We start from the raw sequence: 15826 nt of genomic DNA, 5'->3' as shown, positions 1-15826 counted from the left end.
GGTCATGGCACCACGGATACATCCGATGTGTTGATGGGAGCCACCACATGAAGCTGCTGCGACTCGGCGACCCCGGAGCGGAGACTCCGGCCGTCCGCGACGAGCACGGCGCGACCTTCACCCTCACGGGCCTGACCGGCGACATCGACGGCTCCTTCCTCGCCTCCGGCGGGATCGACCGGGTCCGGGCCGCCCTGGCCGAGGGTTCGCTGCCCGCCGTGGATCCGACCGGTCTGCGGATCGGGGCGCCCGTCGCCCGCCCGGGCAAGGTGGTCTGCATCGGCCTCAACTACCGCGATCACGCCGAGGAGACCGGGGCGGCCGTCCCCGAGCGGCCGGTGGTCTTCATGAAGGATCCGTCCACCGTCGTCGGCCCCCTCGACCCCGTGCTGATCCCGCGCGGCTCGGTGAAGACCGACTGGGAGGTGGAACTCGCCGTCGTCATCGGCCGGGAGGCCCGCTACCTCACCGACCCCGCGCAGGCGGCGGGGTGCATCGCGGGGTACGCGATCAGCAACGACGTCTCCGAGCGGGAGTTCCAGCTGGAGTTCTCCACCCAGTGGGACCTCGGCAAGTCCTGCGAGAGCTTCAACCCGCTCGGCCCCTGGCTGGTGACCCCGGACGACGTCGCCGACCCGCGGGACCTCGGGCTGCGCCTGAGCGTCAACGGTGAGCCGCGCCAGGACGGCAGCACCAAGAACATGGTCTTCGACGTCCACTACCTGGTCTGGTACCTGAGCCAGTACCTGGTGCTGCGCCCCGGCGACGTCATCAACACCGGCACCCCGGCCGGTGTGGCCCTGGGCCTGCCCGGCACCCCCTACCTGCGCGCGGGCGACACCGTCGAGCTGACCATCGACGGCCTCGGCACCCAGCGCCAGACCTTCCGCAACGCGTGAAAGGCGTCCCCTTGTCCGCAACCACCGCGCGGATCACCGCCGTCGACACCTATGACGTCCGCTTCCCCACCTCGCGGGAGCTGGACGGCTCCGACGCGATGAATCCGGACCCGGACTACTCCGCCGCCTACGTCGTCCTGCGGACCTCCGGGGGCGGCCACGAGGGCCACGGCTTCACCTTCACCATCGGTCGCGGCAACGACATCCAGGTGGCCGCCATCGACGCGCTCCGCCCGCACGTCATCGGACGCCCGGTCGCCGAACTGCGCGCCGACCCCGGCTCGCTGTACCGCGACCTGATCGGCGACAGCCAACTGCGGTGGCTGGGCCCGGAGAAGGGCGTGATGCACATGGCCATCGGGGCCGTCGTCAACGCCGTCTGGGACCTCGCCGCCAAGCACGAGGGCAAGCCGCTCTGGCAGCTGCTCGCCGACGCCGACCCCGCCTGGCTGGTCTCCCAGATCGACTTCCGCTACATCGCCGACGCCCTCACCCCGGCCGAGGCACTGGAGCTGCTGCGGCGCGGGAAGCAGGGGGCGGACGAGCGCGCCGCGACGCTGCTCCGCCGGGGCTACCCCGCCTACACCACCTCCCCCGGCTGGCTGGGCTACGACGACGAGAAGCTCACCCGCCTCGCACTCGCCGCCGTGTCGGACGGCTTCCGGCAGATCAAACTGAAGGTCGGCGCCGACCTGGCGGACGACATCCGCCGCTGCCGGGCCGCCCGCGCGGCCGTCGGGCCGGACGTCCGGATGGCCATCGACGCCAACCAGCGCTGGAACGTGGCCGAGGCCGTCGAATGGACCAGGGCGCTCGCGGAGTTCGACCCGTACTGGATCGAGGAGCCCACCAGCCCCGACGACGTCCTGGGGCACGCCACGATCCGGCGGCAGGTCAGCCCGGTGAAGGTCGCCACCGGCGAACACGTGCAGAACCGCATCGTCTTCAAGCAGTTGCTCCAGGCCGGCGCCATCGACATCCTCCAACTGGACTCGGCCCGGGTCGGCGGCGTCAACGAGAACCTCGCCATCCTGCTGCTCGCCGCCAAGTTCGGCGTACCGGTCTGCCCGCACGCCGGCGGCGTCGGCCTGTGCGAACTCGTCCAGCACCTGTCCATGTTCGACTACGTGGCGCTCACCGGCACCACCGAGGACCGGGTCATCGAGTTCGTCGACCACCTCCACGAGCACTTCCTCGACCCGGTGGTCATCACCGACGGCCACTACCGGGCCCCCACCGCGCCGGGATTCTCGGCGGCCATGCACCGGACCTCGCTCGACACCTACCACTACCCCCACGGCTCCTTCTGGGCCGAGGAGGCGGCGCGACACCAGGAGGCGACCGCATGACGACCCCGGAACTCCACGGACTGACCGCCGTCGTCACCGGCGGCGCCTCCGGGATCGGCCTGGCCACCGCCACCCTGCTCGCCGAACGCGGCGCGCGGGTGGCCGTCCTGGACCTCGCCCCGGAGACGGTGCGGGAGCCGCTGCTCGGCTTCGCGGCCGACGTCTCCGACGACGCCTCGGTGACCGGCGCCGTCCAGGCCGCGGCCGAGGCGCTGGGCGGGATCGACATCCTGGTCAACAACGCGGGCATCGGCGCGGTCGGGACCGTCGCGGACAACCCGGACGAGCAGTGGCACCGCGTCCTCGACGTCAACCTGCTCGGCGTCGTCCGCACCACCCGGGCGGCCCTGCCGCACCTGCGCCGCTCCGCCCGGGCCGCGGTGGTCAACACCTGCTCCATCGCCGCCACCGCCGGCCTGCCGCAGCGCGCGCTCTACTCCGCCAGCAAGGGCGCCGTCCTGTCGCTCACCCTGGCCATGGCGGCCGACCACGTCCGCGAGGGCATCCGGGTCAACTGCGTCAACCCCGGCACCGTGGACACCCCCTGGGTGGGCCGGCTGCTGGACGCCGCCGACGATCCGGCCGCCGAACGGGCGCGGCTGAACGGCCGTCAGCCGCACGGGCGGCTGGTCAGCGCCGAGGAGGTCGCGGCCGCCATCGCCTACCTGGCCTCCCCGGCCGCCGGCAGCACCACCGGCACGGCCCTGCAGGTCGACGGCGGGATGGCGGGCCTGCGGCTGCGGCCGGAGGCCGGGTCGTGACCTCGCGCCGTCGGCCCCTGGGGCACAGCTCGGTGGAGGTCGGCGAACTCGCCTTCGGCGCGGCGGGCATCGGCAACCTGTTCACCCCGGTGACCGACGCCGACGCCGAAGCGGCCGTCGCCGCCGCCTGGGAGTCGGGCGTGCGGTACTTCGACACCGCCCCGCACTACGGCCTGGGCCTGTCCGAGCGGCGGCTCGGCCGGGCCCTGCGCGGCCGCCCCAGGGACGAGTACGTCCTCTCCACCAAGGTCGGCCGGCTGCTGCGCCCGGCCCCGGCGCCCCACGGCGACGACCTCGCCCACGGCTTCGCCGTCCCCGCCGCCCAGCGCCGGATCTGGGACTTCAGCGCCGTGGGCGTCCGCCGCTCGATCGAGGACAGCCTGGAACGGCTGGGACTGGACCGGATCGACGTCGTCTACCTCCACGACCCCGACGACCACGCGGAGCAGGCGCTCACCGAGGCGTACCCGGAGCTGGCGCGGCTGCGCGCCGAGGGACTGGTCGGCGCGATCGGCGTCGGCATGAACCAGGCGGAGCTCCTCACCCGCTTCATCCGCGAGACCGACCTCGACGCCGTGCTGCTCGCCGGCCGCTACAGCCTGCTCGACCAGCGCGGACTCACCGAGCTGCTGCCGCTGGCCGCCGAACGCGGCGTCGGCGTCGTCATCGGCGGCGTCTTCAACTCCGGTCTGCTCGCCGACCCCCGCCCCGGTGCCACCTTCGACTACGCCTCCGCGCCCGAGGAGTTGCTCGCCCGCGCCCTGGACCTCGAGGCCGTCTGCGAGCGGCACGGCGTGCCGCTGCGCGCCGCCGCGCTGCGCTTCCCGTTCGGGCACCCCGCCGTGACCAGCGTCCTGGTCGGCACCCGCGACGCCGCGGAGGCGAGGGACGCCGCCGCCATGCTCCGGCACCGCGTCCCGGACGGGCTGTGGGCGGAGCTGAAGGACCGCGCGCTGCTGCCGGCGGACGTCCCGACCCCGCACGAGACCACGGAGCAGTCATGAGGATCGCCCTGCACACCCGCGTCCGCGCGGACCGGATCGAGGAGTACGAGGCCGCGCACCGCGAGGTGCCGGCCGAACTCACCGACGCCATCAGGGCCGCCGGGGTGACCTCCTGGACCATCTGGCGCAGCGGGTCCGAGCTGTTCCACCTGCTGGAGTGCGAGGACTACGCCCGGTTGCTCGCCGAGTTGGAGCACCTTCCGGTCAACATCGCCTGGCAGGCCCGGATGGCCGGACTCCTCGACGTCGTCCACGACTACTCGGCGGACGGTGCCGCGGCCGGGCTGCCCGTGGTGTGGGAGCTGTAGCCGTTCCGGCCGCCCGGCCCGGCCCCGGTGTCCGGAAGCACCGCGGCCGGGCCGGGCGGAACCTCTATGCTGCGAAGATCAGATGACCAGGAAGGGCGAGGCGTGCCAGTCACCGACGAGGCGATCGAGAAGATCAAGGCCATGATCGTGAGCGGTGAGCTCCGCCCCGGCGCGAAGCTCCCGAAGGAGGCGGACCTCGCGGACCGGCTCGGCCTCTCCCGCAACTCCCTGCGGGAGGCGGTCAAGGCGCTGTCGCTGATCCGGGTGCTCGATGTGCGTCAGGGCGACGGCACGTACGTGACCAGCCTGGAGCCCGACATCCTCCTGGACGCGCTGGGTTTCGTGGTCGACTTCCACCAGGACAACACGGTGCTGGAGTTCCTGGAGGTCCGCCGCATCCTGGAGCCCGCCGCTGCCGCGATGGCCGCCCGGGTGATGTCCGAGGAGGACGTCGCCGGCCTGGCCGAGGTGCTGGACGGCCTGGCCGAGGTCGCCACGCTGGAGGAACTCATCGCCAACGACCTGGAGTTCCACCGCAGGATCGCGGCCGGGTCGGGCAACACCGTGCTCTGCTCGCTGATCGACGGCCTGTCCGGACCCACGACGCGCGCGCGGGTCTGGCGCGGGCTGACCGAGGAGGGGGCGACGGAGCGCACCCGCCAGCAGCACCGCGCGATCCTCGACGCCATCGCCGGCCGGCGCCCGGAACTCGCCCACGCCTGGGCGACCGTGCACGTCGCCGGCGTCGAGCAGTGGCTCCGCGACACCCTCGGCGAACCGGGGTCGGCCCTCGGCTGACGGGGCGGTGGGTGACGCCCGGTGCGGGCGTCACCCACCGGTGGAAGGGAACCTGCGACCGGCTCCGTGGGTCGGTCGGAGCGCGAGGAGCCGCCGGTCCTGGTCGGCGCCGGTGGTGGCCTACTGGACGACGGTGCCGCCGTCGGGGGTCGAGCCGCCGGAGGTGGAGCCGCCGCCGGCGTCCGGTACCTTGCCGCTGTCGCGGTTGACCGGCCCGAAGGTGCCCGGGTCCGCGCCGAAGGGCCGGTCGTAGACCTCCAGGTTGCGGATGGACGCCCAGGCACCGGCCGGCAGCCCGGTGACCGTGACCCGCACGTACCGCGCCCGGGCGCGGAACCGGGCGACCTGCACCTGGCTGGTGCCGGTCGTCGCGGTGAGGTCGGCCAGCGTGGTCCACGTGCCGGCGTCGGTGGAACCCTCGATCTTGTAGCGGTAGTTGGTGTTGTCCAGCTCCCAGGCGATCCGGGTGCCGGTCAGCGCGCGGGTCGAGCCGAGGTCGACCGCCAGCCAGTGGCCGGTGCCGCCGTCGTTCGCGCACCAGCGGGTGGCGGTGGCCCCGTCGACCGCGTTGGCCGCGGTGTTGCCCTTGGCACGCTCCTCGCTGTCGGCGGTCGCCGCCCTGCCGACGGCGGTGTCGCCCGGCTGCACGCTCCGGTCGAGGACGACACCGATGACGCTGTCCTGGGGGTGGGTGGTGCGGTCGATGCCGGTGACGGTGAGCCGGCCGTCGGCACCGACGGTGTGGGCGAGGTTGCCGCCGGACCGTACGTCGAACACCCGGGTGACCTGCGCGTCGCCGATCGCCGGGGTCGTGAAGGTGGTCCCGCTGTAGCCGGACAGCAGGTGGACGTAGAAGGTGTCGTCCTTGTAGGTGAAGCCGTACTGGCCGTCGACCGGGTTCCACGGGCCGCCGCGGGTGCCGTAGACGGACTGGCCGCAGGCGGTCATGAAGGCGCCGACCTGCCGCAGCAGGCCGGCCTGCCCGTCGGAGACGGTGCCGTGCCGGTCCGGGCCCACGTTGACCATCACGGTCATGTTCCGCACCCAGCAGTTGACCAGGACGTCCATCACGCTGCCGTAGCCCATGACCGGGCTGTCGGAGTAGCCCCAGGTGCCGATGACGCTGAAGACCTTCTCGACGAGCCGGCCCGTGCGGATCGGCCCGGTCGGGACGGACGGGCCCTCGTCGCTGTCGTAGTCGCCCTTCCAGCCGGAGCGCGAGGTGGCGACGATGTCGGGCTGGTGCTTGCGGACCATGCCCATCAGCCCCAGCGGCCTGCCGCCGTCGTCCGTCTCGCCGTACGCGGCGTCCACCGGCCACTGGTTGGCGGGGTCGCGGTACCGGCCGGGCTCCCAGAAGAACGCGCCGGCCGCGTCGGTGCCCTGCTCGGCGATCCACCCGCCGTCCCACCACAGGTCGTCGATCACGCCGTACTGGGTGACCAGCTCCTTGACCGACTCGTACACCTCGGTCTTCATGATCCGCGCGTTCTCCTTGTGCGCGGGATCGGTGGTGTAGTTCCAGGGGTTCGGCGCGCAGTTGGTGCCGGTCACGTCGAAGTAGCCGGGGTAGCGCCAGTCGATCGGCGAGTAGTAGAGCCCGACCTTCAGTCCGGCCGCGCGCACCGCCGCGACGTACTCCTTGACGAAGTCGCGGTGGAGCGGCGCCTGCCCGGAGCTCCAGGCGCCGGGGTGGTTCAGCGGCCACAGTGCGAAGCCGTCGTGGTGGCGGGTGGTGAGCGTCGTGTACTTCGCCCCGAAGTCCTTCGCCAACCGGGCCCAGGCGGCCGGGTCGTAGGCGTCGGCCGTGAACTGCTGGCCGGTCACGTCGGTGAGGTACTTCCGGTAGTTCTCCGGGGTGATCGCGGCGCTGTGCATGTACCACTCGCCGTTGGCCGGGCCCGCGTACACGCCCCAGTGGATGAACATGCCCAGCTTGGCGTCCATCAGCCACTGGAGCTTGGAGTCCGGCTGCTGTTCGAGGCCCAGGTCGATCTGCGGGATCCGCAGGGGAGGCAGCGGCAGCGGGTCGGCGGCGGCCGCGGCGGACGCGGGCGTCGAGGTGGCGACGGAGCCGATCGTGGTGGCGACCGTCATGGCCGCCATTCCGGCGAGAACCGATCGGCGCGAGAGGAAATCCGGCACGGTACGCCCTTCTGTTCGTTTCAGATGGTGGATTCCGTGGAGGCGTCCCAGGTCCTCGGACAGGGCCCAGCCCAGCCCCGTCCGGCACGCCCGGCGCTGCGGCGAACGACGTGCGGAGCCGCGCGGCGCTCCATCTGGAGCGGCCATGACATGGGATGGATTAAGACGCATAGGTCGGGTGCTTGTCCAGAGTCCTGACAGCTTCTGGCGATGAACTGCCGGGAAAAGGAGGATTTGACCGGCCAAAGGGCGGCAAACATTGGATGTATCGCTGCCGCCAGATCGGACTCATCCGGCGAACCTCTGGACGTCGCGGGCAGGTCTTCGATAAACCCATCCCATGACTCACAGCGATGTGAACGCTCACAGGCCCGCTCGCTTCCCCCGGCGCACCGTCCACCTCGACTTCCACACCGGGCCCGACATCCCCGATGTCGGGCGGGACTTCGACCCCGTGACCTTCGCTCAGACCTTCCGGGACGCCCGCGTCGACAGCGTCACCGTGTTCGCCAAGTGCCACCACGGCCACCTCTACTACGGAACCGACCGGCCGGAGCGCCACCCCGGCCTCGCCCCCGACCTCGACCTGCTCGCCGAGCAGGTCGAAGCCCTGCACGCCGTGGGCATCCGCGCGCCGATCTACCTGTCCCTCCAGGTGGACGAGTACGCCGCCCGGGAGCACCCCGAGTGGATCGCGCACGGCGAGGACCTGAAGCTCGCCCGCTGGAGCACCTCCGCCTTCGACGCGGCCTGGAACATCCTCGACATGTCCAGCCCCTACGCCGACTACTTCGCCGACCAGTTGGACGAGGTGCTGCGCCGCTTCGCCCCGGTCGACGGGATCTTCGTCGACATGTGCTGGAACCAGCCCAGCGCGAGCCGCTGGGCGATCGACGGGATGCGCCGCGAGGGCCTGGACCCGGCCGACGCGGACCACCGGAACCGCTACGCCGACCTCGTGGCCAAGCGCTACATGGCCCGCTACTCCGCGATGGTGGAGAAGGCCCTCCCCCCGGACGCCGTCCAGGGCGTCTGGTACAACGGCCGACCGAAGACCGGGCTGCCCGGGGAGCGGCAGTTCGTGCGGCACGTCGAGATCGAGGGGCTGCCCACCGGCGGCTGGGGCTACGCCTTCCTCCCGTACGTCGCCCGCTTCGTCCGCCCGCTGGGGATACCGACGCTCAGTCACACCGGGCGCTTCCACGAGAGCTGGGGGGACAACGCCGCCCTCAAGCCCCGGGCGGCGCTGCTGTACGAGAACAGCCAGATGCTGAGCCAGGGCCTGACCGGCGGCGTCGGTGACGTGCTGCACCCGCGCGGAGTGCCCTCGCGGGCGGTGTACGAGCTGATCGGCTCGGTCTACGGGCACATCGCGGCGTGCGAGCCGTTCGTCGAGGGCGGACGGGTCGTCAGCGAGGTCGCGGTGGTCGTCGACCCCGCCCTCGGCGACAACCCCGGCGCGAGCAACATCGGTGCCGTGAGGGCGCTGCAGCAGCTCCGCGCGCAGTTCGACATGGTCCCGCCGACCACCGACCTGGGCGGGTACCGGGCCGTCGTGGTGCCGGAGAGCACCCCCGTCGACGACGACCTGGCCGAGCGGCTGAGCGCGTACCGCCGGGCCGGTGGCGCCGTGCTGCTGGTCGGGCCCGCGCTGCTCAGGAACGGCACGGAGCCGGCCCTGCCCGATCTCCCGGTCGAGGGCCTGGCGCCCGCCCCGGCCGGCGAGGCCTTCCTCGCCTGCCAGGACGTTCCCGGCGTCCCGGAGGACTTCCCGTTCATCAGCCACGGCTCCCGGCTGACCGCCCGGGCGCTGCCCGGCGCCGAGGTCCTGGCCCGGGTGGTGGCGCCCTACTTCCCGCGGTCCTGGGACCGCTTCTGCGGCCACTCCTACACTCCCCCGGCCGACCCGACCGACGAGGCGGCCGTGGTCGTCGGCGACGGGGTGGCCGTGGTGACCGTGCCGCTGCTGGAGGCCTTCCACGAGCACGGCCTGGAGGCGTACCGCCGACTGCTCGGCGCCGCCCTGGACCGGCTGCTGCCGGACCCTCTGGTCCGCGCCGGCGGGCCGGTCCACCTGGAGACCAGCGTGGTCCGGACCGCCACGAGCACCGTGGTGCACCTGATCAGCTTCGTGCCGGCCCGGGAGACCTCGGGGCTGGACCTGGTGCACGACGCCTTCCCGCTGGTCGACGTCCCCGTCTCGGTGCGCAGCGCCACCGCGCCGCGCTCGGTGCGGCTCCAGCCCGCCGGGCAGGAGCTGACGTGGGAGCACGACGGCGAGTACGTCCACGTGCGGGTCACCACCACGGACGGCCACGCGATGGTCGTCGTCGAGCACGACTGACGCGACGCCCGTCGGCTGAGGGCCGTGGGGCCCTCAGCCGACGGGCAGCAGGGTCGGATCCGCCATGATCCGGCGCACCGTCGTCAGCGCCGCGCCCAGCAGCGGGCCGCGCCGGCCCAGGGCGGACGCGCGCAGCGCCTCCGGTGCCCAGGGGCGGACGGTGACCCGGGCGGCCAACTCGGCGCGTACGGACGGCAGCAGCCAGTCGGCGAGGTCCGCGTAGCCGCCGCCGAGGACGAGGCCGTCCGGGTCGATGAGGTCGACGGCCGACGTGAGGGCGAGGCCCAGGGCGCTCCCCGCGCGCTCCAGTGCCGCCAGGGTCGCCGGGTGCCCGGCGCTCGCGCGTTCGGCCAGCAGGGCGACCGCGTCGCCGGGCCCGTGCTGCCCGAGACCGGCCTCGCGCAGTACGGCCGCCTCGCCCGCGTACTGCTCCAGGCAGCCGCGGGCGCCGCAGGCGCAGCCGGGGCCGTCCGGGTGGACGGGGAGGTGGCCGAGTTCGCCGGCGAAGCCCCGGGCGCCCCGGAACAGCCGTCCGTCGATGACCAGGGCGGCGCCGATCCCGGTCTCGGCGGAGACGTGCACGAAGGTCTCCAGGGGTTGCCCGGTGGTCCAGCACTCGGCCAGTGCCCCGAGGTTGGCCTCGTTCTCCGGTTCGGGCACGGTGTCGGCGTCCGGCCAGTGGTCGCGGAGCCGGACGCCGCGCCAGCCCAGGTTGGGCGCGCGCTCGACCAGTCCGCCGGGTCGGTTCGGCACCACCCCGGGCACGGCCAGGATCCGGCCCTCGACGCGCAGCCCGAGGGTGGCGGCCTCGGCCTCCGCCGCGCCGGCCAGCGCGGCGAGCTCCGCCAGCACCTCCCCGGCCGGCCGCCCCGCGTTGGCCCGTTCCTCCCGGCGCCACACGCGCGGCTCGCCCCGCAGGTCCACCACGCAGGCGCCCAGGTGGCCGACGCCGATCTCCAGGCCGAGGCCCGCCGGGCCCTCGACGCTCACGGCCAGCGCCCGGCCGGGCCGGCCGGGGCGCCCGTTGGCGGTGGCCGCCGCCTCGGTGAGCGCGCCGCGCCCGATCAGCTCGTCGACGAGTGAGGAGACGGCCGCCCTGGTCAGCCCGACGCGTCCGGCGACGTCCGCGCGGGAGAGCGGGCTGTGCGCGACGACGGCGCCGAGGACCACCGCGAGGTTCTGCCGGCGCATGTCCTGTTGCGACGCGGGCCCGATCGAAGCACTCCCGTTCGCCCTGCCGACCACCGTCACGCGCCGCTCCTCCTACCGGTCCTGGGCCGGAGCGCCCTGCAAGGCTCCGGCCCGACGCAGGGTATCGCCGATCCGCAGCAGCGTGTCCTCGTCCTTCTTCACCGGGTCCAGCACCGGGCCGCGGGCCGTCCGCCAGCGGCGGGCCACCGCGTCGGCCGGCTCACCGGTGAGCAGTGCGGCCGCCTGGGCGGCGGCGCCGAGCGCGACCAGTTCCCGCGCGTCGGGCACCTGGACCGCCCGGCCGGAGAGCCGCAGCACGGTCCGCTGCCAGGCCCGGCCGCGGGCGCCGCCGCCGATCAGCAGCAGCGGTTCGTCGCCCTCCGGGTCGGCGCCGCCCGCGCGCAGCACGCCGTCCAGCGCGGCGAGCAGGGCGTGGGCGGCGCCGTCGTAGGCGGCCTGGAGCAGTTGCCCCGGGGTGGTGCCGTGGCGCAGCCCGTGGACCAGGCCGGAGGCGCCCGGGAGGTCCGGGGTGCGCTCGCCGTCGAGGTAGGGCAGGACGACGGCGGTGCCGCCCTCCTCGACCTCGTCGCGGCCGCGGCCGAGCAGCACCGCGAAGCGGTCGACGGCGAGGGTGCAGTTGAGCGTGCAGGCGAGCGGCAGCCAGCCGCCGAGCGCGTCGGCGAAACCCGCGACGGTGCCGGTCGGGTCGGCGGGCCTGGCGCCGCCGACGGCGTAGACGGTGCCGGAGGTGCCGAGGCTCAACACCGGCTGCCCGGGGAGCAGGCCGAGCCCGAGGGCGGCGGCCATGTTGTCGCCGGTGCCGGTGGCCACCGGCGTCCCTTCCCGCAGCGGCGTCCCCGGGCGGACGGTGCCGGCCTGCGCGCCCGGGGCGAGGACCTTCGGCAGCAGGGCCGGGTCGAGGCCGATCCGGGCGAGGACGTCCTGGTCGTAGCCGTCCGGTCCCCACCAGCCGGTTCCCGAGGCGTCGCCCCGGTCGGTGACGGCCGCTCCGGTGAGCCGCTCGGTCAGGAAGTCGTGCGGGAGGCGGACGGCGGCGACGCGCTCGGCGGCGGCGGGTTCCTCGGCCCGCAGCCAGGCCCACTTGGGCGCGGTGAAGGCGGCGGTGGGGACGCTGCCGGTGCGGCGGGCGAGTTCCGCCGCACCGATGGCGGTCCGGAGCCCGGCGGCCTGCGGCGCGGACCGGACGTCGTTCCAGAGCAGTGCCGGGCGGACCGGCGCCCCGGACGCGTCGAGAGTGACCAGGCCGTGCTGCTGGCCGCCGACCGAGACGGCGGCCGCGCGGTCCGCCCAGCCCGTCGCCGCCGCGGCCTCGCCGAGCGCCCGCCACCACTGCTCGGGGTCGCTCTCCCGGCCGGCGTCGGTGCTGACGGTGTGCGGGGCACGGCCCTGGCCCAGGACGGCGCCGGTGTCGAGGTCGACGGCGAGGGCCTTGGTGGACTGCGTCGAGCTGTCGAAGCCGATCACGACACGCTGCTCAGCCATGCGTTCCTCCGGAGGGGTTCCTTCTGACGTTCGGGCATACTAATTTGTTGAGAGCCCTGACAAACACCCCTGGATCCGAATCCGGAGCCGCTCCATGCCCAGCGACCAGCTCACCCCCACCCCCGCGCACAAGTTCACCTTCGGCCTGTGGACCGTCGGCTGGCAGGGGCGCGACCCGTTCGGCGACGCCACCCGCCCCGCCCTCGACCCGGTCGAGACCGTGCAGCGACTGGCCGCACTCGGCGCCTACGGCGTCACCTTCCACGACGACGACCTGATCCCCTTCGGCTCGGGCGACGCCGCCCGCGAGGAGACCGTCAAGCGGTTCCGCGCCGCACTGGACGCCGCCGGGCTGAAGGTCCCGATGGCGACCACCAACCTGTTCACCCACCCGGTCTTCAAGGACGGCGCCTTCACCGCCAACGACCGCGACGTACGCCGCTACGCGCTGCGCAAGACCATCCGCAACATCGACCTGGCCGCCGAACTCGGCGCCTCGGTCTACGTCGCTTGGGGCGGGCGCGAGGGCGCCGAGTCCGGCGCGGCCAAGGACGTGCGCACCGCGCTGGACCGGCTCAAGGAGGCCTTCGACCTGCTCGGCGAGTACGTCGAGCAGCAGGGCTACGACCTGCGCTTCGCGATCGAGCCCAAGCCCAACGAGCCGCGCGGCGACATCCTGCTCCCCACCGTCGGCCACGCCCTGGCGTTCATCAACGAGTTGGAGCGCCCCGACCGGGTCGGCGTCAACCCGGAGGTCGGCCACGAGCAGATGGCCGGGCTCAACTTCCCGCACGGCATCGCCCAGGCCCTGTGGCACGACAAGCTGTTCCACATCGACCTCAACGGCCAGTCCGGCATCAAGTACGACCAGGACCTGCGCTTCGGCGCGGGCGACCTGCGGCAGGCCTTCTGGCTGGTGGACCTGCTGGAGTCGGCCGGCTACGACGGCCCCCGGCACTTCGACTTCAAGCCGCCGCGCACCGAGGACTTCGACGGCGTCTGGGCCTCGGCGGCCGGCTGCATGCGCAACTACCTGCTGCTGGCCGAGCGTTCCCGCGCCTTCCGGGCCGACCCGGAGGTGCGGGACGCGCTCGCCGCCTCCCGGCTGCCCGAACTGGCCCTGCCCACCGCCGGGGACGGCCTGGCCGGGCTGCTGGCGGACCGCTCCGCCTTCGAGGAGTTCGACGTCGACGCCGCCGCCCGGCGCGGCATGGCCTTCGAGCAGCTGGACCAGCTCGCCCTGGAACACCTCCTCGGCGCCCGCTGACCACGCCGGCCGCCGCATCCGCGACCGAGCCGGGCCGTGCCACCCGCACGGCCCGGCTCGGTCCGTCGTGGCAGCCGGCGCGACGGGTGGGGTTCAGCCCTGCGAGGCGGGTGGCTGCGCCTGTGCTTCGATCACCAGCGCGTGGCCGGGCCGGTTGGTCAGGCCCGGGGCGGCCAGGCCGACTTGGGCGAGGTACCGGCCGGTCAGGGTGAGCGCGGTGGAACGCCGCGCCCAGGCGGGCCAGGTGTGCTCGGGGCAGGAGAGTTCGGGGCGCACCCGCAGGGCGTAGCGGGTCGTGGGCTCCAGGCCCGGCAGGCGTACGGGCGCGGCGTTCTCGGCGACCGAGGTGTCCAACTGGACGTAGGTGAACACGGCGTGGGCCCGGTCCCGGGAGACGACGCCGTGGACCCAGGCGGCCGGGTCGGGGTGGTCGGTGCGGACGACGTCGCCGCCGTGGAGCAGCGGCCGCAGCTGCTTGTAGGCGCCGACCCACGAGGTGAGCGCGTCGAGGTCGTCCTTCGACCAGGTCGAGATGTCGGACTCGATGCCGGCGTGTCCGAACAGCGCGGTGGCGCAGCGGAAGGCGAGCGTGGTGTCCCGGGCGCTGATGTGGGCGGGAGCCGAGCCGACGTGGGAGCCGATCAGCTCGTAGGGCAGGAGGAGACCGGTCCAGCGCTGGATGGCCTGGCGTTCGATCGGGTCGATGTTGTCCGATCCCCAGATCCGGTCCGTGCGCTCCAGGATGCCGAGGTCCGCGCGGGCCCCGCCGGACGAGCAGGACTCGATCTCCAACCCGGGGTGGCGGTCGCGCAGTTCGTCCAGCAGCCGGTAGACCGCCGTCGTCTGCGCGTGCACACCGGGTCGGCCGTCGTGGACGGCGTCGGCCAGGTCGCGGTTGTGGTCCCACTTGAGGTAGTCGATGCCCACCTCCCCGACCAGGGTGCTGATCCGCTCCAGCAGGTAGGCGTGGGCGTCGGGGTTCGCGACGTCCAGGACGTGCTGGCTGCGCTGCTCGAACGGGAGGCGTTCGGGATCGGCGAGGAACCAGTCGGGGTGGGCGCGGGCCAGGTCGGAGTCGGGGTTGACCATCTCGGGCTCGAACCAGAGACCGAACTGCATGCCGAGCCCGTGGACGTGCTCGGCCAGCGGGCCGAGCCCGTCCGGCCACACCTTCTCGTCGACGTACCAGTCGCCGAGGCCGGCCCGGTCGTGGCGGCGGTGCCGGAACCAGCCGTCGTCCACCACGAACCGCTCCACGCCGACCGCCGCGGCGGTGTGCGCGAGGGCGCGCACCCGCTCGGGGTCGTGGTCGAAGTAGACCGCCTCCCAGATGTTCATGGTGACCGGCCGGGCGGTGTTCGGGTGCCCGGGCCGGTCCCGGAGCATGTCGTGGAATCCGTGGCTGATTCCGTCCAGACCCGCGCCGGAGGTCGCGAAGTACACCCACGGGGTCCGGTAGGACCCGCCCTCCGCCAGCCGGATCTCACCCGCGTCCAGCAGTTCGCCGCCGCCGAGGACGGTCGTCCCGTCGGCCAGCCGCTCCGCGTACTGGACGTGGTTGCCGCTCCAGGCGGCGTGCACGCCCCAGACCTGGCCCTGCCGGAAGCCGAAGCCCGGGGTGCCGGCGAGCAGTAGTCCGGCGTCGAAGCCGGTCCGGCCGCGCCGGCTCTCCCTCGACCACACGCCCTGCCGCAGCGGGGCGCGCTGCGGGGAGCGCTCACGGGCCCAGCGGCCCGCGAAGTCCAGCAGTTCCACGGCGTGGGCGGGGACCGGGAGCACGCACGTCAGTGCTTCGAGGGTGTAGGCGTCGGTCGCCGTGTTGGTCAGGGTGTGGCGCAGCCGCACCACGCCGTGCTCCGTCATCTCCAGCTCGGTGTCCAGGGCGAGCCCCGCGCCACGGTCCAGGGCCCGCACCTGGACGACACCGCCCCGGCCGTCCCGGGCGCGCGCGACGACCGGTTCGGCGAGCTCGAAACGCGGGGGGCGGACCCGGCCGTCGCGGTGCCCGGCCAGGGTCGGCCGGCCGAACCAGCCCTGCCCCTGGGAGGGCATCAGGCTTCCGGCGCCGTGCCCCGGGGTCCGGCCCATGGCGTCGAGCACCTGCGCGGCGTCGCCGGCCCGGAAGCCGGGATCGGCACCCCAGTGGAGCACCCGGGGCACCCGGGGCCCGGCGAGGTCGAGCGCGAGGGCCGCATCACCGGCCGACAGCACGACGACGTTCGATTCAGTCATTTCGTCCTCGTTCAAGTTCGTCCTC

At 73.8% G+C, this 15826-nt stretch carries 12 protein-coding genes; 8 read left to right on the top strand and 4 right to left on the bottom strand.

Features of this window, described 5'->3' with window-relative positions; genetic code table 11:
• The first annotated feature begins 47 nt into the window (after positions 1–47).
• From ACZ47G_RS16080 to ACZ47G_RS16055, 6 genes are all read left to right on the top strand, one after another.
• Positions 48–899 carry a fumarylacetoacetate hydrolase family protein gene (locus ACZ47G_RS16080; protein WP_465743000.1) on the top strand — a complete coding sequence of 284 codons (852 nt, stop codon included), beginning with the start codon at positions 48–50 and terminating at the stop codon, positions 897–899.
• A gap of 11 nt (positions 900–910) precedes the next feature.
• Entirely contained in the window at positions 911–2248 is a 1338-nt protein-coding gene (locus ACZ47G_RS16075; protein WP_465742998.1) for an L-fuconate dehydratase, read from the top strand.
• The gene (locus ACZ47G_RS16070; RefSeq protein ID WP_465742996.1) at positions 2245–3009 is read left to right on the top strand and encodes an SDR family NAD(P)-dependent oxidoreductase; all 765 of its coding nucleotides are present in this window, start codon (positions 2245–2247) and stop codon (positions 3007–3009) included. The genes ACZ47G_RS16075 and ACZ47G_RS16070 overlap by 4 nt, the downstream gene beginning before the upstream one ends.
• On the top strand, positions 3006–4013 hold the full coding sequence (locus ACZ47G_RS16065; protein WP_465742994.1) for an aldo/keto reductase: 1008 nt from the start codon (positions 3006–3008) through the stop codon (positions 4011–4013). Before ACZ47G_RS16070 ends, ACZ47G_RS16065 begins: the two co-directional genes overlap by 4 nt.
• Positions 4010–4321: an L-rhamnose mutarotase gene (locus ACZ47G_RS16060; protein ID WP_465742992.1), complete on the top strand. Its 312-nt coding sequence runs from the start codon at positions 4010–4012 to the stop codon at positions 4319–4321. The genes ACZ47G_RS16065 and ACZ47G_RS16060 overlap by 4 nt, the downstream gene beginning before the upstream one ends.
• 102 nt (positions 4322–4423) lie before the next feature.
• Complete coding sequence (locus tag ACZ47G_RS16055) at positions 4424–5119, top strand: FadR/GntR family transcriptional regulator (protein ID WP_465742990.1); 696 nt, start codon at positions 4424–4426, stop codon at positions 5117–5119.
• A 120-nt stretch (positions 5120–5239) separates the two neighbouring features.
• Here the strand turns inward: ACZ47G_RS16055 and ACZ47G_RS16050 are convergent, their stop codons facing one another.
• On the bottom strand, positions 5240–7216 hold the full coding sequence (locus tag ACZ47G_RS16050) for an alpha-L-fucosidase (protein ID WP_465742988.1): 1977 nt from the start codon (positions 7214–7216) through the stop codon (positions 5240–5242).
• A gap of 388 nt (positions 7217–7604) precedes the next feature.
• Between ACZ47G_RS16050 and ACZ47G_RS16045 the strand changes: the two genes are divergently transcribed.
• The gene (locus tag ACZ47G_RS16045; RefSeq protein ID WP_465742986.1) at positions 7605–9608 is read left to right on the top strand and encodes an alpha-amylase family protein; all 2004 of its coding nucleotides are present in this window, start codon (positions 7605–7607) and stop codon (positions 9606–9608) included.
• A 33-nt stretch (positions 9609–9641) separates the two neighbouring features.
• On the opposite strand, the gene ACZ47G_RS16040 is transcribed toward ACZ47G_RS16045, so the two are convergent.
• Positions 9642–10799, bottom strand: coding sequence for an ROK family transcriptional regulator (locus ACZ47G_RS16040; protein ID WP_465742984.1), 1158 nt, complete (start codon positions 10797–10799; stop codon positions 9642–9644).
• A 72-nt stretch (positions 10800–10871) separates the two neighbouring features.
• Positions 10872–12302 carry a xylulokinase gene (gene xylB / locus ACZ47G_RS16035; protein ID WP_465742982.1) on the bottom strand — a complete coding sequence of 477 codons (1431 nt, stop codon included), beginning with the start codon at positions 12300–12302 and terminating at the stop codon, positions 10872–10874.
• A 94-nt stretch (positions 12303–12396) separates the two neighbouring features.
• On the opposite strand from xylB, the gene xylA reads away from it, so the two are divergent.
• Entirely contained in the window at positions 12397–13569 is a 1173-nt protein-coding gene (gene xylA, locus ACZ47G_RS16030) for a xylose isomerase (protein WP_465742980.1), read from the top strand.
• A 93-nt stretch (positions 13570–13662) separates the two neighbouring features.
• On the opposite strand, the gene ACZ47G_RS16025 is transcribed toward xylA, so the two are convergent.
• The gene (locus ACZ47G_RS16025; RefSeq protein WP_465742978.1) at positions 13663–15801 is read right to left on the bottom strand and encodes an alpha-galactosidase; all 2139 of its coding nucleotides are present in this window, start codon (positions 15799–15801) and stop codon (positions 13663–13665) included.
• Positions 15802–15826 lie beyond the last annotated feature (25 nt).

The organism is Kitasatospora sp. NPDC030952, assembly GCF_055571335.1.
This window is presented reverse-complemented; position numbering and strand designations above follow the sequence as displayed.